Source organism: Dryocola clanedunensis, from assembly GCF_038405435.1.
GTDB lineage: Bacteria > Pseudomonadota > Gammaproteobacteria > Enterobacterales > Enterobacteriaceae > Dryocola > Dryocola clanedunensis_A.
Map to the genome: position 1 here is coordinate 401196 of NZ_JBBYHZ010000002.1, position 23463 is coordinate 424658.

The 23463-nt window shown below is 55.2% G+C and carries 22 protein-coding genes and 1 pseudogene; 17 read left to right on the forward strand and 6 right to left on the reverse strand.

Annotated elements, in window-relative coordinates:
- Positions 1–27 precede the first annotated feature (27 nt).
- Positions 28–465: an N-acetyltransferase family protein gene (locus AAE045_RS05895; RefSeq protein ID WP_455546896.1), complete on the forward strand. Its 438-nt coding sequence runs from the start codon at positions 28–30 to the stop codon at positions 463–465.
- A 38-nt stretch (positions 466–503) separates the two neighbouring features.
- On the opposite strand, the gene AAE045_RS05900 is transcribed toward AAE045_RS05895, so the two are convergent.
- Positions 504–626 carry a hypothetical protein gene (locus AAE045_RS05900; protein WP_455546897.1) on the reverse strand — a complete coding sequence of 41 codons (123 nt, stop codon included), beginning with the start codon at positions 624–626 and terminating at the stop codon, positions 504–506.
- Between the two features lie 238 nt (positions 627–864).
- Between AAE045_RS05900 and AAE045_RS05905 the strand changes: the two genes are divergently transcribed.
- From AAE045_RS05905 to tcuC, 5 genes are all read left to right on the forward strand, one after another.
- Entirely contained in the window at positions 865–1647 is a 783-nt protein-coding gene (locus tag AAE045_RS05905; RefSeq protein ID WP_455547172.1) for an IclR family transcriptional regulator, read from the forward strand.
- A gap of 22 nt (positions 1648–1669) precedes the next feature.
- Positions 1670–2875 carry an L-rhamnonate dehydratase gene (gene rhmD, locus AAE045_RS05910; protein WP_455546898.1) on the forward strand — a complete coding sequence of 402 codons (1206 nt, stop codon included), beginning with the start codon at positions 1670–1672 and terminating at the stop codon, positions 2873–2875.
- A gap of 85 nt (positions 2876–2960) precedes the next feature.
- Positions 2961–4247, forward strand: coding sequence for an MFS transporter (locus AAE045_RS05915; RefSeq protein WP_455546899.1), 1287 nt, complete (start codon positions 2961–2963; stop codon positions 4245–4247).
- Between the two features lie 15 nt (positions 4248–4262).
- Entirely contained in the window at positions 4263–5063 is an 801-nt protein-coding gene (yfaU, locus tag AAE045_RS05920) for a 2-keto-3-deoxy-L-rhamnonate aldolase (RefSeq protein WP_455546900.1), read from the forward strand.
- Positions 5064–5318: 255 nt separating this feature from the next.
- Positions 5319–6635, forward strand: coding sequence for a tricarballylate/proton symporter TcuC (gene tcuC, locus AAE045_RS05925; RefSeq protein ID WP_455546901.1), 1317 nt, complete (start codon positions 5319–5321; stop codon positions 6633–6635).
- 105 nt (positions 6636–6740) lie between these two features.
- Here tcuC and AAE045_RS05930 read toward each other — a convergent pair whose 3' ends face one another.
- Positions 6741–7640 carry a LysR family transcriptional regulator gene (locus AAE045_RS05930; RefSeq protein ID WP_455546902.1) on the reverse strand — a complete coding sequence of 300 codons (900 nt, stop codon included), beginning with the start codon at positions 7638–7640 and terminating at the stop codon, positions 6741–6743.
- Positions 7641–7948: 308 nt separating this feature from the next.
- On the opposite strand from AAE045_RS05930, the gene AAE045_RS05935 reads away from it, so the two are divergent.
- The 7 genes and pseudogenes from AAE045_RS05935 (at position 7949) to AAE045_RS05965 (ending at position 16140) form a co-directional block, all read left to right on the forward strand.
- Positions 7949–9424: a sensor domain-containing diguanylate cyclase gene (locus tag AAE045_RS05935; RefSeq protein WP_455546903.1), complete on the forward strand. Its 1476-nt coding sequence runs from the start codon at positions 7949–7951 to the stop codon at positions 9422–9424.
- A gap of 57 nt (positions 9425–9481) precedes the next feature.
- A complete protein-coding gene (locus tag AAE045_RS05940) occupies positions 9482–9997 on the forward strand; it encodes a GGDEF domain-containing protein (protein ID WP_455546904.1) in 516 nt (171 codons plus the stop codon).
- Positions 9998–10120: 123 nt separating this feature from the next.
- Positions 10121–11062 carry a VirK/YbjX family protein gene (locus tag AAE045_RS05945; protein WP_455546905.1) on the forward strand — a complete coding sequence of 314 codons (942 nt, stop codon included), beginning with the start codon at positions 10121–10123 and terminating at the stop codon, positions 11060–11062.
- A gap of 971 nt (positions 11063–12033) precedes the next feature.
- Positions 12034–12876 (forward strand): annotated as a pseudogene (locus tag AAE045_RS05950) (ATP-binding cassette domain-containing protein); the annotation flags it as partial.
- Between the two features lie 139 nt (positions 12877–13015).
- Positions 13016–13549, forward strand: a complete 534-nt coding sequence (locus tag AAE045_RS05955) for a GNAT family N-acetyltransferase (RefSeq protein ID WP_455546906.1) — start codon at positions 13016–13018, stop codon at positions 13547–13549.
- 104 nt (positions 13550–13653) lie between these two features.
- Positions 13654–15102 carry a tagaturonate reductase gene (locus tag AAE045_RS05960; RefSeq protein WP_455546907.1) on the forward strand — a complete coding sequence of 483 codons (1449 nt, stop codon included), beginning with the start codon at positions 13654–13656 and terminating at the stop codon, positions 15100–15102.
- 114 nt (positions 15103–15216) lie between these two features.
- A complete protein-coding gene (locus AAE045_RS05965; RefSeq protein ID WP_455546908.1) occupies positions 15217–16140 on the forward strand; it encodes a zinc-dependent alcohol dehydrogenase family protein in 924 nt (307 codons plus the stop codon).
- 111 nt (positions 16141–16251) lie between these two features.
- On the opposite strand, the gene dsbG is transcribed toward AAE045_RS05965, so the two are convergent.
- Positions 16252–17019 (reverse strand): thiol:disulfide interchange protein DsbG, encoded by a 768-nt coding sequence (dsbG, locus tag AAE045_RS05970; RefSeq protein WP_455546909.1) that lies wholly within the window; start codon positions 17017–17019, stop codon positions 16252–16254.
- An 18-nt stretch (positions 17020–17037) separates the two neighbouring features.
- Positions 17038–18012 (reverse strand): acrylyl-CoA reductase (NADPH), encoded by a 975-nt coding sequence (gene acuI / locus AAE045_RS05975; RefSeq protein WP_455546910.1) that lies wholly within the window; start codon positions 18010–18012, stop codon positions 17038–17040.
- A gap of 163 nt (positions 18013–18175) precedes the next feature.
- Between acuI and AAE045_RS05980 the strand changes: the two genes are divergently transcribed.
- The 3 genes from AAE045_RS05980 (at position 18176) to AAE045_RS05990 (ending at position 19643) form a co-directional block, all read left to right on the forward strand.
- Positions 18176–18454: a VF530 family protein gene (locus AAE045_RS05980; RefSeq protein WP_455546911.1), complete on the forward strand. Its 279-nt coding sequence runs from the start codon at positions 18176–18178 to the stop codon at positions 18452–18454.
- A 75-nt stretch (positions 18455–18529) separates the two neighbouring features.
- Positions 18530–18865 carry a hypothetical protein gene (locus tag AAE045_RS05985; RefSeq protein ID WP_455546912.1) on the forward strand — a complete coding sequence of 112 codons (336 nt, stop codon included), beginning with the start codon at positions 18530–18532 and terminating at the stop codon, positions 18863–18865.
- Positions 18866–19043: 178 nt separating this feature from the next.
- On the forward strand, positions 19044–19643 hold the full coding sequence (locus AAE045_RS05990; RefSeq protein ID WP_455546913.1) for a lipid-binding SYLF domain-containing protein: 600 nt from the start codon (positions 19044–19046) through the stop codon (positions 19641–19643).
- 52 nt (positions 19644–19695) lie between these two features.
- Here AAE045_RS05990 and AAE045_RS05995 read toward each other — a convergent pair whose 3' ends face one another.
- A complete protein-coding gene (locus AAE045_RS05995) occupies positions 19696–20331 on the reverse strand; it encodes a PadR family transcriptional regulator (protein WP_455546914.1) in 636 nt (211 codons plus the stop codon).
- 186 nt (positions 20332–20517) lie between these two features.
- Between AAE045_RS05995 and AAE045_RS06000 the strand changes: the two genes are divergently transcribed.
- Positions 20518–20691, forward strand: a complete 174-nt coding sequence (locus AAE045_RS06000) for a YnfU family zinc-binding protein (RefSeq protein WP_455546915.1) — start codon at positions 20518–20520, stop codon at positions 20689–20691.
- 48 nt (positions 20692–20739) lie between these two features.
- Here AAE045_RS06000 and AAE045_RS06005 read toward each other — a convergent pair whose 3' ends face one another.
- Positions 20740–23160 (reverse strand): bifunctional diguanylate cyclase/phosphodiesterase, encoded by a 2421-nt coding sequence (locus AAE045_RS06005; protein WP_455546916.1) that lies wholly within the window; start codon positions 23158–23160, stop codon positions 20740–20742.
- Positions 23161–23463 lie beyond the last annotated feature (303 nt).

Below are 23463 nucleotides of genomic sequence, written 5' to 3' on the forward strand. Positions count from 1 at the left end.
CCTCAACACAGGTAAAAGGAATAAACAGTGAAGATCAGAGTTGCCACACCGAACGACGTGGCTGATATGTTTCGTATTCGGCTTTGCGTCGAAGACAACAAGATGAACATGGAAGAGCTGGCTGAGTATGGTATTACGCCTGAGTCGCTGCCGGAAATGCTCTCCGGCGACGGGCGGGGATGGGTGGCGGAGCTTGAGGGCCAAACCGTCGCCTTCGCGATGGCCGATGCCAGCGAAGCTACCGTGTTCGCCCTGTTTGTCGATCCCACCTTTGAGGGGCTTGGCGCCGGCCGAAAATTAATGGCTGAAGCCGAAGCCTGGCTTAAGGAGAGAGGATGCGCACAGGCGTGGCTGGAAACGGACAGCGACACGAAAGTGCGCGCGAACGGGTTCTATCGTCATCTGGGCTGGCTGGAACATGGCATGCAGGAGGATGGCCAGACAAAATTCATTAAGGATTTATAGCCGCAGCCCCGAGCCGGGCCTTTGCTGACGCCTTTGGGCTACCAGAAAATCATGGTGCCCGGATGCGTCAGCAGCAGCAGGCTGACCGAACTTACCGTTACCAGCACCGCGCCCATAATCATCGTCACCACCACAGCTTCAGCAAGCGTCGACTTTCTCAATCTCTTCTCCAGGTAATCATTAGTCTGCTCAATATAATCCCGCCACCGTAAACGCCGCGTAAACCAGCGGCCGGGTACAACCTGTTGTACTCGCTGAAAATAAATCTGCGCTTCTGGTCACAATTTTACCCGCCAGAGATCGCTTCCCGGCGGCTGAAAAGCAAAGTTTGATCCGTTTCACATTTGACGACTCCCCTGGCCGCCACACTGATTCCATCAGACCAGACCGGAGTCCAGCATAGTGGAATCAACCAAAGTACCCGCCCTGACGCGATCCATTGAGATCATGAATTTTATTGCCCGGCACGGCCCGACCAGCGCCGCGACGCTTATCAGCGAACTGGCTATCCCGAAAAGCACGCTTTACCTGCTGCTGGGCGAACTGCGGAAGCACCGTTTTGTGTCGGTAGATGCTCAGGATAACTACTGCCTGTGGACAAAACTCGTTGAGCTGGCGGAGCAGGCGCTAAGCAAAATCGATCTGCGCGACATTGCCCGCAGGCGGCTTACGCAGCTGATGGAGCTGACGGGGCTGCTGTGCCACCTGGGGATCATTGATGATGGCAACGCCTACTACATCCTGAAAATAGAATCTTCCGCGACGATAAGCGTGCGCTCCCACGAAGGCAAAAGCCTCTCGCTCAGCCGCTCCGGCATCGGCAAATGCCTGCTGGCATGGCAGCCCTCGCCGCTGCGGGAGAGCATTATTGACGGGCTTGATTATTCTCCCCGCACGCCGACCTCCATCACCACGCCCGAGCGGATGCGTCAGGAAACGGACAAAATCCGCCGCCAGGGCTGGAGCTATGACCACGGGGAAGACTACCCGGACGTTCGCTGCGTTGCCGCTCCGGTATTTAACGGTCATAACGCGCTGACCGCCGCGATTTCCGTAGTGGGTACCCGATTACAAATCAACGATGACAATCGCGATCTTATCGCCAGCCAGACCATAGCCTGCGCGAAAGACATTTCCCGCCTGCTCGGCTGGCGCAGCCCGTTCGACTTAAAAGCGTCTTAACGTAACGTAAGGAGACAGATTTATGAACTTACCTAAAATCAAAGAAGTGCGTGCATGGTACCTGGGAGGGGCGACCGCCGAAAAGGGCAGCGGCGGGGCGGACTATCACGATCAGGGCAACCAGCACTGGATCGACGATCATATCGCCACGCCAATGAGCAAATACAAGCAGTATGAGCAGTCGCGCCAGTCGTTTGGCATTAACGTGCTGGGCACGCTGGTGGTAGAGGTGGAAGCGGATAACGGGCAGGTTGGTTTTGCCGTGTCCACCGCCGGGGAAATGGGCTGCTTTATCGTTGAGAAACACCTCAACCGCTTTATTGAGGGCAGGTGCGTCAGCGACATCAGGCTTATCCACGATCAGATGCTGGGCGCCACGATGTATTACTCCGGCTCCGGCGGCCTGGTGATGAACACGATTTCCTGTATTGACCTTGCGCTCTGGGATCTGTTCGGCAAGGTCGTCGGGCTTCCCGTCTACAAGCTTCTGGGCGGTGCGGTGCGTGACGAAATACAGTTTTATGCGACCGGCGCACGCCCGGATCTTGCCAAAGAGATGGGATTCATCGGCGGGAAAATGCCCGCCCATTATGGCCCGCATGACGGCGATGCCGGGATCCGCAAAGATGCGGCGATGGTGGCCGAATACCGCGAGAAATGCGGCGATGACTTCTGGCTAATGCTCGACTGCTGGATGAGTCAGGACGTGAATTACGCCACGCGGCTTGCCCACGCCTGCGCGCCCTACAATCTGAAATGGATTGAGGAGTGCCTGCCGCCGCAGCAATACGAAGGCTACCGCGAACTCAAAAGGAACGCGCCTGCGGGGATGATGGTAACAAGCGGCGAACACCACGGCACGCTGCAGTCATTCCGCACGCTTGCGGAGACCGGTATAGATATTATGCAGCCGGACGTGGGCTGGTGCGGCGGGCTGACTACGCTGGTGGAAATTGCCGCCATTGCGAAATCGCGCGGCCAGCTGGTTGTGCCTCACGGATCGTCGGTTTATTCCCACCATGCGGTGATCACCTTCACCAATACGCCGTTCAGCGAATTCCTGATGACCAGCGCGGACTGCTCAACTCTGCGACCGCAGTTCGACCCGATTCTGCTCAATGAGCCGGTACCGGTAAAAGGGCGCATGCACAAATCGGTGCTGGATAAGCCCGGCTTCGGCGTGGAGCTGAACAGGGATCTCAACCTGAAACGCCCTTACAGCCACTGATTTTAAGCGTCACGTTATGCAGCCGAACAGCATGAAGTAAACGTGACGTTGTCACCTAAAAACGACCTCATTGAGGATATTCGCTATGGATTTAATTCTGAAGAGCGCGGTGAAGAAGAATCGGGTGCGGCTGATCCCGTTCATGCTGGCGCTTTATATTCTGGCCTTTCTTGACCGCTCAAACATCGGCTTTGCCAAAGAGACCTATCAGATTGATACCGGGCTGAGCAACGAAGCCTATGCTCTTGGCGCCGGGATATTTTTCGTGGTGTACGCTCTGCTTGGCGTTCCGGCAAATCTTTTGATGCGCCGTTGGGGGGCGCGCAGATGGATTGGGGGTACCACGCTGCTGTGGGGATTTCTCTCTGCCGCCATGGGCTATGCGGACACGGAAGCGAAGTTTCTGCTGGTGCGTACCCTGCTTGGCGCCGCTGAAGCAGGCTTCTTCCCCGGCATGATTTATCTCACCTCCCAGTGGTTCCCGCAGCAGAACCGCGCCGCCATTATGGGCCTGTTTTACATGGGCGCGCCGCTGGCCTTAACGCTTGGCTCGCCGCTCTCCGGCGCGCTGCTCGAGATGCACGGTTTCATGGGCAGCCCGGGCTGGTACTGGATGTTCCTGATTGAGGGGCTTCTGGCGGTGGCCGCCGGGGTCTTCACCTTCTTTTATCTGGACGATACGCCGCAGAAAGCCCGTTTTCTGAGCGAGGAGGAAAAGCAGGTGCTGTTAGCGCAGCTGGCGAGCGAAGAGCAGACCAAAACTACTTCTCGCTTCAGGGACGCCATCAGCAACGGCCGCGTCTGGCAGCTCGCAATTGTCTACATGACCATCCAGATTGCCGTTTACGGGCTGATTTTCTTCCTGCCGACCCAGGTCGCGCAGCTGATGGGCACTAAAGTCGGTTTTACTGCCTCCCTGGTCACCGCCATTCCCTGGGTGGCCGCGCTGTTCGGCACCTGGTACATACCGCGCTATTCCGACAGAACCGGCGACCGCCGCAACGTGGCGGCGCTGACGCTGCTTGCCGCGGGGGTTGGCATCGGTGTCTCCGGACTCGTCAGCCCGGTGCTTGCCATCGTGGCGCTGTGCGTGGCGGCGGTTGGATTTATCGCCGTGCAGCCCGTGTTCTGGACGATGCCCACCCAGCTGCTGTCCGGCACGGCGCTGGCCGCAGGCATCGGCTTTGTGAATTTGTTCGGAGCCGTGGGCGGATTTCTTGCGCCGCTTATTCGCGTGGAGGCAGAGAAGACGTTTAACAGCCATGCGGCGGGCCTGCTTGCTCTGGCGGGGATCGCCGTTGTTGGTTCATTAATTATTTTGACGCTGAGCGTGGCAAAGCAAAATCCGCTTGCCGATCCGCAGCGTTCCTGACCTGGAGGGAAGTTTATGAATTCGGTTTTAAGCAATCCATTTAAGCAGGGCTTACTGGCGGGCAGGGTGCAGCTGGGGCTGTGGCTAAGCAGCACGTCATCTTATCTTGCTGAGATCGCCGCCACGGCGGATTACGACTGGCTGTTAATCGACGGAGAACATGCCCCCAATACCGTGCAGGACCTTTATCATCAGCTGCAGGCTATTGCGGCCTACCGCAGCCAGCCGGTGATCCGGCCCGTTGAAGGGCAGAAAAGCCTCATCAAGCAGATGCTGGATATCGGAGCCAGAACGCTGCTGATACCGATGGTGGATACCGCAGAGCAGGCTCGTGAAATCGTCAGCGCGACCCGCTATCCGCCGCTGGGGACGCGGGGCGTAGGGGCAAGCGTTGCCCGCGCTGCCCGCTGGGGACGAGTGGAAAACTACATGGCGCAGGCGAACGAGGAGCTGTGCGTGCTGATTCAGGTAGAAAGCAAAACGGCGCTCGATAACCTCGACGAGATTCTGGAGGTGGAGGGCATCGACGGCGTCTTTATCGGTCCGGCGGATCTCTCCGCCTCGCTTGGGTATCCCGATAATGCCGACCACCCCGAGGTACAAAAAACAATAGAGCAGAGCATTCGGCAGATCCGCCGCGCGGGCAAGGCGGCGGGATTCCTGGCGGTGAGCCCGGACATGGCGCACAGGTGCATTGAGTGGGGAGCAAACTTCGTCGCCGTGGGCGTGGACACCATGCTTTATACCCAGGCTCTGGACGCGCGTCTCGCGCTCTTCACCGGCTGTGCCCCCGAGAGCGATAAGCAGAGCTACTAGAGCCTGCGGCGACTCAGGGACGAGTCGCTATCACCTGGCATAGCTGAATGTGTACGACATCACATTACTTAAAATTACTTCGGCGAACGTAGCCTGGCAGGCAGGAGCGTAAAACAAAGATTAGCAGGCTATTAATGTGCAGAACGCATCAATAGATGCATAAATTGCACTTATGTCCGCGTCGCGGCGGGCGCACTCTGTTGGTTATCAAAAAGTTACTGACAATTAACGAAGCTGTTAATAATGGAGTGCTGAATGCCAGCTGTTATCCCTCTTACCACCGTCCGCGCGAAGGCCAAAGCGATCCTGCAGGTCACGTCGGGAAACTTCCTCGAGCAGTTCGACTTTTTCCTGTTTGGCTTTTATGCCACCTACATCGCCCACACCTTCTTCCCGGCGGAAAATGAATTCACCTCGCTGATGATGACCTTTGGCGTCTTCGGGGCAGGCTTCCTGATGCGCCCGCTGGGCGCGGTGATCCTCGGAGCATGGATTGACAAAGTAGGGCGTCGAAAAGGCCTGATTGGCACCTTGTCTATCATGGCGACGGGAACGTTTCTGATTGTGCTTGTACCGGGATACGACACTATCGGCATCTGGGCACCGCTGCTGGTGCTCAGCGGGCGCTTACTGCAGGGATTCTCTGCCGGAGCAGAGCTGGGCGGCGTGTCCGTCTATCTGGCGGAGATGGCGACGCCGAACCGCAGGGGGTTCTATACCAGCTGGCAGTCCGGCAGCCAGCAGGTTTCCATTATGGCGGCGGCAGCGCTGGGCTATATCCTTAATCAGGCCCTTAGCGAATCCGCGATCCATGACTGGGGCTGGAGAATACCCTTCGCCATCGGCTGCCTGATCGTGCCTTTTATTTTCATCCTGCGTAAAAATCTCAACGAGACGGCGGAATATGCCAAACGCCAGAGCCACCCGACGTTAAAACAGTCCGTCAGGATTTTAATGGCAAACTGGCACGTGGTGCTGGCCGGGATGTTTATGGTGGCGATGACCACGACGGCTTTCTACCTGATCACGGTGTACGCGCCAACCTTTGGCAAGAAAGTGCTGCACCTTAGCGCATCGGACAGCCTGCTCGTTACTTTGCTGGTCGCCATTTCCAACTTTATCTGGTTGCCGATTGGCGGCATGGTTTCTGACCGCATCGGACGCAAACCCGTGCTGCTGGCGATGACCGTGCTGGCCATCGCCACAACCTGGCCCGCGCTGCGGATGCTGACCCACGCCCCCGATTTCAGCATGATGCTGGGCGTGCTGCTGTGGCTGTCGTTTATCTACGGCATGTACAACGGGGCGATGGTGCCTGCGCTCACCGAAATCATGCCGCTGGAGGTTCGGGTTGCGGGCTTCTCGCTGGCCTACAGCCTGGCGACAGCCCTGTTTGGCGGCTTCACCCCGGCTGTCTCAACGGCGCTGATTCAGTACACCGGCGACAAAGCCGCCCCCGGCTACTGGATGAGCTTCGCTGCTGTCTGCGCGCTGCTGGCAACCCTGTACCTCTACCGCCGCGCTTCACATCAGCAGTTCGGTACCGCCCGTCTGGCTAAGGAGAGGGCATGAAAAATCAGGCCGTATTCATCCCGCTGCTGCCGGTGCAGACGCGAAGGCCACGGTAGAGAAAACCGGGCTTACTGCTCTGCCAGCCAAACTGAACGACTGCGCTGCTTAAGCGCTGGCCTGATAAAAAGAGACGATTTCGGCTTCAAGCCCGGCGGCAAGCGGGGAGAGCGCTTTACCCGCTTTTTTAACGAGCCCGACCTGGCGTTTTACTACCGGGTCGGTGAGGGGGATCTGCACCAGTGACGGGTAAGCGTAGTCCGGCACGGCCATCTCCGGAACTGCCGCTATACCCAACCCGGCATTGACCATGCCGAGCATCGCCGTAACGTGTCGCGTTTCACAAACCGGCGGCCTGGCGGGCTTGATGCTGCCGAGAGCCTGATCGAGAAGCTGCCGGTTCCCCGACGGCTTATCCAGCCAGATATAGTCGCCCCCGAAGAACTCCGTCCAGCTGAGGCTGGCGCGCCGGGCCAGCGGATCGTCCCGGCGGCAGACGGCGCGGTAGGTTTCATCTACCAGCGGCATAAAGATCAGGCCGACGTCGATACTGGACAGAAAGCTCAGGCCAAAATCCGCCTGGTGGTGCTGAACAGCCGAAGCAACTTCCCCTGCGCTGGTGTCGACAACTTTAATCCTCGCTTTCGGGAAGCGCGTTCTGAAGCGGGTTATCACCTGCGGCATAAAATAGTTCGCCGCAGAGGGGACGCAGGCGACCGTAACCAGCCCCGTTCCGTGCGCTGCGCGGTCGCCAATCCCCGCTAAAGCATCCTCAAATTCAAGCAGCAGATGCTGCGCCCGCGGCGCGAAGGTTCTGCCGATCTGCGTTAGCGTGACCCGACGGGTGGTTCTGTCAAATAATCTGACCCCCAGCAGGTTCTCCAGCTTTTCAATGCGTCGGCTCAGCGCGGACTGTGAAATACAGATAGCCTCGGCGGCGGAGCGGAAGCTTCCGTGTTCGTTCAGGGCGAGGAAGGCGTAGAGATCCTGTAAATCGAAGCTGGGCAAGGGTTATTCCTTAACAATTTATCAACATCCTACTCTAGCGCATCGATGTTTATCAGGGACAGGTTTTTGTCTTTATCCTCCCGGATGACAGCCGCGATCGGCGTATGAATACGCTGAAACAGGGCAAGCCCAAATACCCTCTGGTTAATTGCGGTTATTAGCGGATTATTATCCGCCTTATTAGCAGGGTTTTGAATTTATTACTTAATCTGACTCATCCGATCAGGTGGTGGGAAAACATGCTACTATAAATTCAAATTTCCTCTCTCTCCCACGGGCTTATTTTCCCGTCACGTGAACGCCTACATATGAATCTTAATCGCATGGCTAGCCAGAAGAAGTTGGTTTTATTTTCCCCGGACAAAACGCTGGCCAATGCTATCGGCATATTTGTTATCACCTCGCTGTTTTATTTCTTTGGCGCCGCCCTGCGCCTGATAGACGAACTGTCGCTTTTCTGGCCGCTAAACGCCGTGCTGGCGGCGGTCTTCGTCCGCAATCCCTTTCTTAACCGTGCGCTTTACTACGCCCTGTGCTACTGCGCGATGATCGTCTACGACGCCTTCACTGCGTCCTGGGGCTGGCAGTCGTTAATCATCAATTTTTCAAATATGGTATTTATTATTACCGTAGCGCGATTATTACTTCGTTATTCTTATCAGCACAGCGACAATAACTGGGCGGTTAACGCTTTTAATATTTTTCACTTTAGCCTGATTGGCGCAATATTATGCTCTTTGGTCGGCGCGCTTGGTTCAATTGATAACTTCAGCGATTATCCCAGATTGTTACCATTGTATGCGGACTGGGTTAGCGAGCAATTTTCCACCGGGGTGCTGATGCTGCCGTGCCTGCTATCGGCAAAATGGCCGGACTGGAGCAAAATTCCCCCGTTCAGACTCTCAAAACTCTATCCCCTGGTAGGGCTGGTGGTTTCCCTTTGTGCCTCGGTGGCCATCGGCGGTGCGGGCAGCCTGGCATTCCCGCTACCGGCGCTTATCTGGTGTGCCATTCGCTACCCGCTGCCTGTTACGGCGCTGGTCACGCTGCTGACCGGCGGCACGGAAATCATTCTGGTGGCCAGCTCGGTGATTAGCATTAATGCCGACCAGCCGCTGCTGGTAAACCAGATGTTTTCCGCGCGGCTGGGTATCGCCACGATTGCCATCTGCCCGCTGATTGTGTCCGTGAGCGTGGATGCTATTAACCAGCTGATTAAGCAGACCTCGCTGCGCGCCGATTTCGATTATCTGACGGGCGTCTATTCCCGCTCTGGCCTGTTTGAAACGCTGAAAACAGAACGGTACCCCCTGGCCGGGCAGGATAAGCCCACCCTGTGCGTCATGCTGCTGGATATCGATTTCTTCAAGCGCATTAACGATAACTACGGCCACGAATGCGGCGACATCGTACTGGCCTCTTTCGCCACTAAGCTGCGGCAGGTCGTCGGGGACAAGGGGCTGGTGGCTCGCATGGGCGGCGAGGAGTTTGTGGTCGTGGCAGGCGTTGAAAATGAGGCTCAGGGCTATGCCCTGGCAGAGCGGGTGCGTAAAAGTATCGAGCTGGATTCCTTCCGCTATCAGCAGGAGAGCCTGTACATCACCGTCAGCGTAGGGCTTGCGACGGCCAGCATCACCCGTAGCCCGTTACTGGAACTTTTTAACGAGCTGGTCCATGAGGCGGACAGGAACCTCTATACTTCGAAGCGCAATGGCCGCAACCAGACCATCACCTCATCCGCTGGTCCGCAGGACGTTAGCACCTCTTTTCAGTCCGCCCCCTGAGCCGAGGACGAAGCGTGTTTAACTCTTCAGGAAATTTTACCCACAGGAAAGCAGCTCATGAACTCTGAATCCCCACTGCATGACGTCGCAACTACCGATGAACTCACCGGCCTGTTAAACCAGCGGGGCTTCAATCTCCTTGCGGATTACCTGATGGTAGCGTCCCAGCGCCGGGCCGAACCGCTGAGTTTTGCGCTCATCGCTCTTGATGATTTCGGGCAGATCAACAGCCACGGCGGTCCGGAAGAGGGCAATAAGGCGCTTGTGGCAATGGCTGGCCTGATGAAAAATGCATTCCGCGATACGGATGTCATTTCCCGTTCCGGCGGCGACAGGTTTGCGATTATTTTTGCCGACACGGACGAAGCCGGGGCGTTTATTGCGCTGGAGTATCTGGGCGAGCAGGTAGCTGAATTTAATCGCACTTCCGGGCTGCCGTGGCAGCTGAGCTATTCGGTGGGCATTCTCGAATACAATGAGCTGGTCTTTACAGGCAGGGCGGATATTATCCTCCGTGCTGAAAATGAGATGCAAAAAATGAAAGCGAACCATCAAAAATCCGTCGGTCACTGAGTTTTTACATTCCGTGCTTTAAACTGACCGTCCTGATGTTTTCATAACGCCGTTGTAATTACGTATAAGTTTCCCCTCATACACTTTGCCCGTTGAATTTAAGGATTTTGAGGCGAGGGGAAAATGACTATTCTTGACCAGCACGAGACGCTGCGGGCAGAAAATACTGGGCTGTCGACAATTATGGCTTTAATTGGCGGAGGGCTTATTCCCGCTGATATCTGGCGTGAAAAAGCCTACCGGGCAAAATTCTGCCTGCGCACGCTGCTGGCCCCCCGCCAGACGCTGCGTTTCTTTAACGAGATGACCCGCAACCGTTATTTTTCGGCTCTGCTTTCGGCCCAGAAAACATTACCCAGCAAAATCCATCGTCATTATTTGCATCTGGGCCTAAATGCGGCTTCGCGCGTCGATGCAATTGTCAGCCACTACGCATTTATAGACAGACTTGATGCAGGGCAGTTAGGCCAGGCGCTTACCTCAGCGGATAAAGTCTCGTTAATTCACCTGACGGGGAAAGAGGGTGAGGAGATAACGGTTCGCGCCAGCTCCGCCAGCGGCGCGGAACGCGAAGGGGAAAGTACGCTGTGGCTGTATATGAACGAAACGCTGCTGGCATCGGTTACTTTTTGCGTCACGGGGCCAGCGGGCGACCAACAGATTGTCATCGGTGGGCTACAGGGCGCAAGCCGTCATGTACCGCACGAGACAATTAAAATCGCCACCAAAGCCTGTCACGGCCTGTTTCCCAAGCGGCTGCTGATGGAAACTTTGTGGCTGCTGGCGCAGCGGCAGAATATTAATGCCGTATACGGCGTCAGCGACGGGGGACATGTATTTCGCGGGCTGCGCTATCGCCTGAGCAAGGGTAAGCACTTTCACGCCAGCTATAACGAATTCTGGAAATCGGTAGGCGGAGAAAAATATGACAGCCACCTTTTCAGCCTGCCGCTTTCGCTGCCGCAAAAAGATCTGAGCGAAATCCCCAGCAAAAAGCGCTCGGAATACCGTAAGCGATATGCGCTGCTGGATGCCCTGAAGCAAGAGTTTGTCCTGCTGAGATAAGTAATTCCTCTGACCCGCATGATTGACGCCGGGCACAGGCTCTCTACCGGGAAAGTTTGGAGACCGAAAATTACCGTAGATTATGGCTGTTGGGTCTGAAATAGTATTTTATTGCCGCCAGCCATTTCCTCCGCACGGGTACGCTCCATTACACAGGCATCTCCTCGAGATAAGTCAACGACTAAAATCAATAAGCAAAAAAAAAGTAAGCTCAGCTCAATCAGCTTATAGCGATAATTTACTGTTCTTTACATAAATGAGCTTTACATATACATTTGCGTCATGTAAAGGTTGAGTGGCACTTTATGTTAAACTAAATTTTTTAAAAGGGATTTTTATGCCGAATATTAGAGAATTGAGCTTCGATGAGATTGCCTTAGTCAGTGGCGGCAACGCAAACAGTAATTATGAACGTGGCGGGAGTCGTAGTAGAAAATCTGGAGCCCGTAACTCCCTGGGACGAAATGCACCGACACACATTTACAGTGACCCGAGCACAGTTAAGTGTGCTAATGCTGTTTTCAGTGGAATGATTGGTGGTGCCATTAAAGGTGGACCTGTAGGAATGGCCAGAGGAACTATTGGTGGAGCAGTTATCGGCCAGTGTCTCTCAGGTAGAGGAAATGGGAACGGAGGCGGAACCGGAGCGGGTTCAAGTAATTGTTCAGGAAGTAACGTTGGTGGTACCTGTAGCCGATAAATAAGTATCAATGGAGGATACTGCAATGGTTATTAGAATATTCTCTTTTATATTAAGTTTACTCCTGGGTTTCGCGCTATTAAGTGGTTCCTCCATCATTGATTTATCCTGGTTTTCGTTGCCTGAGGAATTTTCAAAAATAGTCATCACATTAATCACTTTATTTTCCACTGCTAAATTTACAGATATGGTTTTAGCAAAAATAGCAACCTTTATAAAGTGAAGCCTTGTAATGAATGTGCATGCGAGCCAATTTATATATAGCAAATAGATGCGTTTTTCATCCAGTATCAGCAGCCTGACCGATAAGTTTTTTTCCTGGCGTATGCTCGATGTCTACAACGAACGTCTGGCTGATATTGTACTGACTCCTACTGAAGGTCATCAGCAACAGTCTTTTCGTGAGCAGACCGACACTTCTCTCTTTCCTTCTGTATTGCGTAGAGAGATGGCTGTAGATGCTCATTCTCCGCTATTTATTGAGCACATTATATTCAGCCACAAGGGCGGGAATACACCGATAATCCGCGGGGTGTCGCTGACACTCAATCCCGGAGAATTGGTTGCCATCACAGGTAAATCCGGCTGCGGGAAATCGACGCTGGTGAAGCTCATCCCTGGGATCCACATCCCTGATGAAGGCAAGATCAGGACATTTGGCATACTGCATACGCACCCAGATTATTTTCAGGTTCGTCAGCGGATCGGTACCGTACTGCAGGATGACCATCTTTTTAGAGGTTCTGTTGCAGATAACATTATTTTTTTCAGCGAAGACCGCAATTATGAACGAATGATCCAATGCGCCAGACTGGCATTTATCGACTGCGATATTATGGCAATGCCGATGGGGTATCAGACGCTGATTGGTGAAACCGGCGGAGGGCTTTCCGGAGGGCAAAAACAACGCATTCTGCTGGCAAGGGCGTTATACAAGAAACCGGGATTTTTGTTACTGGATGAAGCGACCAGCCATCTTGATATTGAGAGCGAAATTCTGATAAGCCAGATGCTACGTCAGTTGGGGCTTCCTGTCCTGCTGATAGCCCATCATCCGGAAACCATAGCATCTGCAGACCGTGTTCTGAATCTGGCAGAGGGCTACTTTACGTAGCTGGGACACAAGCGCACCATCGATGATGACGATCCGGGTTGTGATCTTACTGATGACAGGAAGGTCAAAAATCAATCTTTACGTATAATAATTATCTGCCCCTAATATGCCAAAACAGCTATATAACGGAGAGAACCCGATGACCGATCGGCTCATTCGCGCACTGCCATTTTCCGAGTTTGCCTCCCGCATTCCGCAGCTCAATGAAATCCTCATTGAGTGCGTGGCCGGTGGGGCATCCGTCAGCTTTATGCACCCGCTCTCGGTTAGCAAAGCGACGCAATTCTGGCAAAACGTCGCGCTAAGCGTTGGCAATAACGAACGAACCGTTCTGATTGCGGAAGATGAAAACCAGCAGATCGTCGGCACCGTTCAGCTGATTACGGACCAGCCGGAAAACCAGCCCCATCGCGCAGACGTTTCAAAAATGCTGGTACATCCTCGCGCGCGCCGCCGGGGCATCGCGCAAAAGCTCATGCGGCAGCTTGAAGCTACTGCCAGCCAGGCCGGTAAAACGGTGCTGGTGCTGGACACCGCGACGGGAAGTGATGCCGAGATGTTATACCAAAGCCTGGGCTGGGTCAGAAGCGGCTCCATCCCGGACTATGCCCTGATGCCCGATGGTGCCTTATGTTCAACGACTTTCTATTTTAAGCATCTAAAATTGGTATAATAACTTTGACTTGATCAAAACGGGGTTTCAGCGCAAAAGATTCTGCTACGTTAGCTGGACGTGTCTGTCGTCGTCCTTACCTCTGCTAACGAAGGAACCCTATAGTGAAAACGCTAAATCGTCATGATTTTCCCGGCGCTCGGTATCCCACCCGCATTATTCAGTTTGGTGAAGGCAACTTCCTGCGTGCCTTTATCGACTGGCAGATCGATTTACTCAATGAACACACCGACCTCAACGCGGGCATCGAAATCGTTCGCCCGATTGACAGCGCGTTTCCGCCATCGCTGTCCATTCAGGATGGGTTATACACTACCGTAATTCGCGGTCTGAACGAGCAGGGCGAAGCCGTCAGCGACGCGCGTCTGATTCGCTCCGTTAACCGTGAGATTAACGTCTATCAGGATTACGAGCCTTATCTGAAGCTGGCGCACAATCCGGATATTCGCTTCGTCTTTTCAAACACCACCGAAGCGGGCATCAGCTATCACGCGGGCGATAAATTTGAAGATGCGCCTGCGGTGAGCTACCCGGCCAAACTGACGCGCCTGCTCTTCGAACGCTTCAGCCATTTCGACGGGGCCGCCGACAAGGGCTGGGTCATCATTCCCTGCGAGCTTATCGACTATAACGGCGAAGCCTTACGGGAACTGGTGCTGCGCTACGCGCAGGAGTGGGCGCTGCCGACCGCCTTTACCGAATGGCTGGATGAGGCCAACACGTTTTGTTCAACGCTGGTTGACCGTATCGTGACCGGCTACCCCCGCGAAGAAGCCGCCGCCATTGAGCAGGAGCTGGGTTACAAAGACACGTTTCTCGCAGCGGCAGAACACTTCTATCTGTTCGTTATCCAGGGGCCTGCGTGGCTGGCAAAAGAGCTGCGTCTGGATAAATATCCCCTCAACGTGCTGATTGTGGACGACATCAAACCTTATAAAGCCCGGAAAGTTGCCATTCTGAACGGCGCGCACACCGCGCTGGTGCCGGTCGCGTATCTGGCCGGGCTGAATACCGTTGGCGAAGCGATGAACGATGCTGACGTGTGCCGCTTTGTGGAAAAGACCATAGCCGAAGAGATTATTCCGGTGCTGGACCTGCCGCGCGACGAGCTGTTGACCTTTGCTGAAGCGGTTACCGGCCGCTTCCGCAACCCGTACATTCAGCACCAGCTGCTGTCGATTGCGCTGAACGGCATGACAAAATTCCGCACCCGTATCCTGCCGCAGCTTCTGGCCGGACAGCAGGCGAGCGGAACGCTGCCGCCGCGTCTGACCTTCGCGCTGGCGGCGCTGATCGCGTTTTATCAGGGCGAGCGCAACGGTGAAAGCTATCCGCTGCAGGACGATGAGCACTGGATCGTGCGCTACCAGCAGCTGTGGACGCAGCTTCGGGACCAGCAAATCACCGTTCAGCAGCTGGTTGCTGATGTACTGGGCGACAGCGCACACTGGGAACAGGATTTAACTCAGGTTCCGGGCCTGGTCGACCAGGTGGCGGATAATCTCCAACAAATTCAGAGCCTGGGGATGCGTGCAGCTTTGGCTAAGATGTAAAGCGTAGGCCGGATTCGCGCAGCGTCATCCGACAAATCAATACGGTGCGGCTCCTGCCATGGGCCAGGCCCGGCGTGATATAGTGCCTGTCATTTCGACTGGCAGGCACTTTTCATGGACAATACCGCGCTCTGGTTTCGTCAGTTCGGGCACCCCGAAGACGTCCTGACCCTTGAATCTCACCCCCTCCCGCCTCGTAAACCCGGCATGCTGCGCGTGCAGATGCGCTATTCACCCGTTAATCCTTCCGATCTGATTCCCATTACTGGCGCTTATCGCCACCGCGTTCTGCCGCCAAAGATTGCTGGCTATGAAGGCATGGGCGTTGTGGTTGAGGCGGATAATCGCGCGCTTCCCGGCCTGCGCGTTCTGCCGCTGCGTGGGGAGGGGACATGGCAACGGTTTGTGGACTGTGATGCAAGCCTTGCGGTGCCCGTCCCGGACGAGATCCCCGATTTGCTGGCAGCTCGCGGCTACATCAACCCGCTGGCCGCCTGGGCGATGCTTAACCAGTGGCCCGTGCGGGGCAAAACGGTGCTGCTGACCGCCGCGAACTCTTCCTGCGCGGGGCTTCTGGCGCAGTGGGCCAGGCGGCAGGGAGCGAAGCACATTTTTGGCGTTTATCGCTCTGCTGTCGCTGAGAAAAGCGGAATAGTACCGCTAGAATCAGACGATTTTACGGGGCTGGCGGAGGCGGCACGGCGCTCGGACGTGGTTTTCGATGCCGTCGGCGGGGAGCTGGCAACTACGCTGCTACGGCACCTGCCCGCAGACGCAGATTTTGTCTCTTATGGCCTGCTCAGCGGCCAGCCCTATCAGCTGAACGGCAGCAGGGTTAACCCCCGGCGCTTTCACCTGCGCGATACGCTCGCCACAACGCGGCCGGACGTCTGGCAGCAGTGGTTTAAGGGGATCTGGACGCTATTACCCGAAAGTCAGCTACCGGAAGTAAGTTTGTTTGCGCTGGAGGAGTGGCGGGAGGCTTTGCGGGAGTTCGCGGTGCCGGGAAGACGCCGCAAACCTGTTTTAGCGTTCTGAATACGATGCCTTAACGGTGGATGACGCTGACGCTTATCCACCCTACGAATTACCGGTACTACACAAAATATGTTCGTAGGTCGGATAAGCGCAGCGTCATCCGACACAAAATTACGGCTTGCCGCCCATTATCGTCTGCAGCGTTTCGGCATCCGGCAATCCCTGATGCTGCTGAAGGCGTCCGCTATCATTCAGGTAATAAATGGATGGCGTGGCGTTCCCCCCCAGCTCGTCCATCAGCGCCAGATTGTTTTTCAGCGCCTCGTTGATGTCAGGCTTGATGGCCTCTGGTTTCTTCAGCGCCATCTTGCCCTGGCTGTTTTCATAATCCGCCAGGGTTTTCGCCGGGTCGTCGGCCATCATAATCGCCGCGGCTTTCTGCGCGCTGTCCGGACGCAGCATGCCAACCATCAGCACCCGCAGCTGAACCTTGCCGGATTTCAGCCACGGCTGGGCGCTCTGCCAGAACTGCGTGCAGTACGGGCAGTACGGATCCGCAAAGGCATAGACGATACGCGGCGCATCTGCTTTCCCTGCGGCAATCCAGTGGTTTTTCTCCAGCTTCTGCCACATCTCTTTGGCCATCGGGGCATAGACCCACTTCTCGACCTGCGCATCGCTGAGGTTTTTGCCGCCCGCGTCCACCATATTCCCCATGATGGCGTGCTGCTTATCCGGGGTGAGATACACCGTGGTGCCTTGTCCCTGATACTGCATGGCGTACCCCTGATGATCGCCGGGGGCTTTAAATTCACCTTTCAGCTCAAAGCCCTGTTTTTGCAGCGCTTCAATGGGGGCAGGGAGCTTAGTTTCTGCTGCAAGCACGCCCGTGCTGGCAAGCAGGGTAAAGGAGGCAAGCCAGGTTGATGCAATTTTCATGTATCGTCCTTAAGGGTTTTAACGAATTTTTACCAGCGTCCGGCCCTGAATGGCGTTGTTCAGGAAATCTGCGGCGACTTCAGGCGCATTTTCCAGAGAAATTTCCGTGGTGGCAGTTTCGTAGAAACTCTCCGGCAGAATGTTTGCCAGGCGCTCCCAGGCTTCGGTGCGGCGTTCGAACGGCGCGCTGACGGAATCCACACCCTGTAAACGCACGTTGCGCAGAATAAATGGCATTACAGTAGTCGGCAGATCGAAACCGCCTGCCAGGCCACAGGCGGCGACGCAGCCGGAGTAGTTAGTTTGTGCCAGAACCTTAGCCAGCACGCCGCCGCCGACGGTATCGACAGCGCCTGCCCAAATCTGTTTTTCAAGCGGGCGGGTTTCCGCAAACTCGCTGCGTGGCACAATGCGCGACGCGCCGAGTTTTAAAAGATACTCGTGAGTGCTTTCACGGCCCGTTACCGCCGCAACCTGGTAGCCAAGCGCATGCAGAAGCGCGACCGCCGTGCTGCCAACGCCGCCGCTTGCGCCGGTTACCACCACTTCACCGCTTTCTGGCTTCACGCCAGCTTCTTCCAGCGCCAGAACGCAAAGCATCGCCGTCAGCCCGGCCGTACCAACAATCATTGCTTTACGGGCAGACAGGCCGACCGGAAGGGGGACCAGCCAGTCGCTTTTTACCTGCGCCTGTTCTGCAAGGCCGCCCCAGTGGTTTTCACCCACGCCCCAGCCGGTTAAAACAACCTGCTGGCCAGTGGTGTAACGTGCGTCGTTGCTGTGCTTAACGGTACCGGCGAAATCAATGCCGGGCACCATCGGGAATTGACGAATGATTTTGCCTTTGCCGGTGATCGCCAGGGCATCTTTATAGTTCAGGCTTGACCACTCCACGTCCACCAGCACGTCGCCCGCCTGCGCGGCAGGCAGATCGGCCTGTTTAATCGTGGCCTGGGTTTTGCCGTCTACCTGCTCGAGCACTATCGCTTTCATTATTTTTCCTCTGCTTACGCCAGCATTTTTCACAAATTTGAGTCCGAAGGGTACCCTAAGCCTGTTTGCCAGCCGAATCAACACCGTGGTGAATGGGTTGCGGAGTAAGTTGATTTCGCTCAGTATGGCGCCCGTCATTTCTACAGAATTCAGGACCCGCGCAATGAACACCCCTCCTTCAAAAGATCCTCTCCACGGCGTGACGCTGGAAGCGCTGCTGAACGCGCTGGTAGCCCAGTACGGCTGGGAAGAGCTGGCTAAGAAAATCAAAATCAACTGCTTTAAAAGCGATCCGAGCGTGAAGTCGAGCCTCAAGTTTTTGCGCCGCACGCCCTGGGCACGTAAAGAAGTTGAAAATCTCTACCTAGATTCGCTGGAAGAGAGGGCGGAACCCCCGGCGGACGGCCCGTGGGCCAACTGGCGCAGCAAGAAAACGGATTGATCGGCTTATAAAGACTTATATTTTTTCTTCAGGTGCCGATAAAGAGAGGGATCTTTCATCTTCAAGGGGAAAAATATGAACATAGGAGCCGCGGGAAACGCCGCTGCCGTAGCGAAAATGGAACAGCTATCGGCCCCCTCCGGCGGCGGCGGGAACATTGCCGCACAGATCAGAATCGTGATGAATAAAATTACCGAGCTTGCGGAGTATATTCAGAAAAACGCTGCCGGGATGAGTAAAGAAGAGCAGCAGAGCGTGCAGGAGCAGATGGCGATGCTGCAACAGCAGCTTGCAGACCTGATTCAGAAGCAGGCGCAGGAGGCGCAGCGCAGGCAGCAGATGTCCGGCGTTGACAGCGTAAGCGCCGTCGATACGCAGGCAAAGCCTACCACCATCGATGTACGGGTCTGACGATCGGGGTCGCTCTGGCGGCCCCTTACCCTGCGCCGATTTATTTTTAGATAAAATAATCGCCAACAAAGCACGATAAACGCAGCGGCAAAATTCTCAGGCGACTAGCATGCGCGTTCTTTTAACATTATTCATAACCCAGCGTTATTTCCGGGTTATGTTTTGAAATGGAATGCACATGCGATTTAAACAAATACTGCTTATTGCCGCCGCCGTTGTGGCGCTCGCAGGCTGTAGTGCGGATGGCGACACCGCCAGCCAGCAGCGCGCTGCCATTGAGCACATGCGTAACGACACCCTCAATCAGCTGTATAAGCTTCATCCTGAAGTCAAAGATGAGATCAAGAAATCCCAGGGCTACGCCGTCTTCTCGAGCAACAGCAGCAAAATCTTTGTCGTCGGATTTGGCGGCGGCTACGGGGTCGTCAAAGATTTCCGCTCCGGTAAAAATACCTACATGAAAATGGCGCAGGGCGGAGCGGGTCTGGGGATCGGCGTGAAGCAGCTGCGTACCTTGCTGATCTTTAACGACAGCAAAGCGCTGACCGATTTCATCACCAACGGCTATATCGTCGGTGCCGACGCGAACGCCGCGGCGAAATATGACGATCAGGGTTTGCCGGCTGTCGGCGCTTCCGCAAGCGCAGTGGCGCCAAGCAGCGTAGAAGTCCCGAAACCAGTTAGCGTTTATGAGCTGACGGAAAAGGGTCTGGCGGCGCAGGCGATGGTCAACGGCTACAAATACTGGCCGGATGACGAGCTGAACGCAGCCAAATAACGGTTAATGAAAAGAAATTTTAAGGCGCCTGACGGCGCCTTTTTTATGGGGTTCATTTGATGGACTTAAGCTGGCTTACGGCCTGATTGACGATATCTGCGGCCTGAGCCTGGATTTCTTCGCTGCTGCCGTGGTAAGCGTGCAGCTGGCTGCGCAGATCGTGAATCGCCTGGGTAAGCGACGGGGCAAAAGGCTGACGGTGTTCGAACATGGCCTGGTTCACGGAGTCGCTCTGGCGGGCAAACATCTCAAGCTTTGCCAGCAGGGCATCGGCGGTGGGTTGATTGTCCGCAAGGTAGGCTTCTCCCTGCTCATTAATGGCGTAACGCTTGCGGGTCCCTTCCTGCTGCACGTTCACGTAACCGACGTCCTCCATGTAGGTCAGCGCCGGGTAGATAACGCCCGGGCTTGGGGTATAGAAGCCGCCGCTCTTTTCCGCAAGGATTTTGATCAGCTCATAGCCATAGCTGGCCCTGTCTTTCAGCATACTAAGCAGCAGAAGCTGCAGCTCGTCCGCACCGAATTTACGGCCGCGCAGGAAAGAAGGGCGATCGCGATGACCGGCATCATCCCCGCCGCGACCATGGCCACGATGACCGCCGCCCGGGCCGCCCCGGCGTTCGGCATGGCGGCGATGGTGATGGTGGTGATGCTCACCGCGTGGATCTTTGAATATTGAATTAAACATGGGTTGTGTCCTTATTGGGTAAGTGTATCTTACGACTGCATCGTACGATTGTTGTAGTTATATATCTTACGATACTAAAGATCAAGCCGGGGCGGGCTTTTTATGGGACGCAGGGGGGATGGATAGTTGTGCGGTAATTGTGCAGGGCGTGCTACGATGAACCTCACTCATGGAAAGGTCAGCATCATGTCTCTCTTAGATTTCGCAATGAAGCGCTTCGGCAGCGCGGGCACCAGCTCCGCGACATGCCCCGTCTGCGGCAGTAAATCCTCTCATCCCAGCGCTAAAATCCGCCAGGGGCAGACGCTGCTCTGTCCGAAGTGCAAATCGATGTTTGTTGTGCCGCGAAAGGGCGACTAAACGGGCAGGCATGCCCGTTTGCAAGTCGAACGGAGAAAGGATGTTGCTCTAGATAAGGGTAAGGTTGAAAACGCCGAGCTTAACGGTCCAGTTCTTGAAAGGTTGCGGGCGGCCATAGTGGTAGCCCTGGGCCAGCACGCAGCCCATTCTGCGCAGTTTCTCACCCGTCTCCTGATTTTCGATGCCTTCGGCAACCAGCGGCACCTTAAAGCTGTTTGCCAGGCTCAGCACTGAGGCAATAACCGATTCACTGCGGCGATCTTCCAGAATGTCGCTGACGAACTGACGGTCGATTTTCAGCTGGTCGAAAGGCAGCGAGTGCAGGTAGGAGAGGCTCGAGTAGCCGGAGCCAAAATCATCAAGCGACACCGTCACCCCGGCGCTGCGCAGCGTATTAAGCTGGGGCAGGACGCTGGTCGAATCATCCAGCAGCACGCCTTCCGTCAGCTCAATACAAATGTTTTTCCCCTGCAGGTTATGACGTTCCAGGCAGCCTAAAAGCCCTTCAGCAAAGTCGTCCTGCTGCAGCTGCAGAGGAGAGATGTTGATATGAAGTTTAAAATTGTCCGGCGCGCCGCGCGCAATAAAATCGGCAAGCTCACGGCAGGCCGTCTCGATAATCCAGTAACCCAGCGGAATGATCAGGCCGGTCTGCTCGGCCAGGGCAATAAACCGGTCCGGCGGCACAAAGCCCAGAGTAGGACTGTTCCAGCGCACCAGGCATTCCCCTTCCAGACATTCTCCTTCCCCGGCGAGGCTGACTATCGGCTGCATAACCAGATGGAATTCATCGCGCTCCAGGGCGTGGCTTAACTCTTCGTGCAGCTCCACGTTGCGTAAACCTACCTCATGCATTTCTGGCGCAAAGCGGGTTACCACGCCGTTGCCCTCTGTGCGGGCATGGTGAAGCGCGATACCTGCGTTGAGCACAAGCGCCTTCAGACGCTCCTCGGTCAGCGGCTCTTCAACGATCCCGACATTGCCGGCAATCAGCAGTTCGTGGCAGCCCTTTGATACCGACTGGCGGCTCATAAAGAGGGTTTCCAGCTGCTGGTGTAAAAAGGCAGCCTGCTCCGAATCAAGCACTTTGGGGAAGATCATCAGGATCTTATCGTTACGTTCGCGACAGTAGATAGTATCTGCGGGCAGCAACGTCTTCAGCATGGACTGCAGATGGGCAAGCAGGGCCGTACCATACTCTTTACCCAGCAGATTAGTCAGCGAAGAGTGGTTGCTGAGGTGCAGCAGGGCAATCATGTTTCGCCCGCGGTACAGCTCCGGATGGTTGCACAGGCCGGTAAACGTCATCAGGCCGGTTTCCTTGTCGTGCTCAATCTCCTTCTGGCGCGCATCCAGCATGTCCATGATCAACCTGGATTTCTTATCCAGCGCGCTGGCAAGGTTTGCCACTTCCGGGAACATAGTGCCCCGAGCGGCGGGTTTCCATAACGGCGTCCCCAGCAGATGAACGCGATTAATAAGGGAGACCAGAGGGCGGGAAAACCGCACCATCAGGAAAGTGATCACCAGCAGCGCAAGGGTGATAACAATAGTTAATCCGATAAAATTGTGCTGATGGTAACGGTGGATGCTGGCCTGCCACTGGTTGTCCGGCGTCAGCATAACCAGGGTCCATTTCAGCTTGCCGTCCGCATCGGAGATGGCTTTGCTTAGCATCAGGTTGTGATCAACGGCGGGACGAAGCAGGCTGTCGGCAAGGCCCGGGGAGGGCAGATGCTGGCCGGCATTCTGTATTTCATCTGCCGACAGGGGGGAGGCGGCGGCAATCAGCCTGCCTTTTTCATTGAGCAGCATCAGCCGATGAGAGTTATTGGTATCCAGCGACTGTAGCCAGCCCGACATCTCTTCCGGCTGAATTTCCGCCGAGAGCACGCCCAGGAAATTTCCCGCCCGATCCCTGACCGGCTGTCGCCAGGTCATCGCCATACCCTGCTCAGCGGTGTGGCGGTGCGTATGTTCAGTCCAGAACGGCAGGCTGGTTTCACGGGCATGCACGAACCAGAGCTGTTTCAGCACGGCCTGGTTTGACTGAAGCGATGCGTGAATCGTTTTAAACGTGCCGTCCTGCGGATCGCGCTCAAGGGCCGTGTAACTCCCGTTCGCGGTGGCAAAACTAAGCTTGCTGAGCGGCTGACCCTTGTTGAAATCAAGATCGATAATCTGCTGGAGAATGCCGGCAACGGCCGCCGGTCTGGCGGCAGACTCACCGGCCGACAGCAGCGCCATCAGTTTTGCGGAGGCCTGAGGCTGATTAAGATATTTGCCGATTTGCTGCGCAACCCGCTCACCGTCGTTTTTCAGCAGATGCTCATTCATATCGGAGTAAATCTGTTTTACCGCCCGGTCGAGATAGCTGTTCAAAGACAGCACCACGATGGCCGAAGAGATAATCATCAGAATGACCAGCGCTTTGGTCAACGAAACCGGGTACGTTTTAAATTTTGTCATGGCTTCCAACGATTACTCTGCATAAAACAGAGAATAGTATTAATAAGGGGGAGGTAATCGCGTATTTTGCCAAACGAACAAAACGAGGGGAATAGCTCAAGATGCGGGATCAATGTTTTCTTGTTTAAATATAAATTAATAACCTACCGATACAATAATATTTGCTGCCGCACAGTGTATTTGATGGTCAGATTTCTAATACGCTTATATTTGTTAATAAATTCAGGTGTGACATTTAATCAGCAAACTGAGATTATTTATTCCGGCCACCCTTTTATACATCGTTGCTAAAAGTTGTGCAAA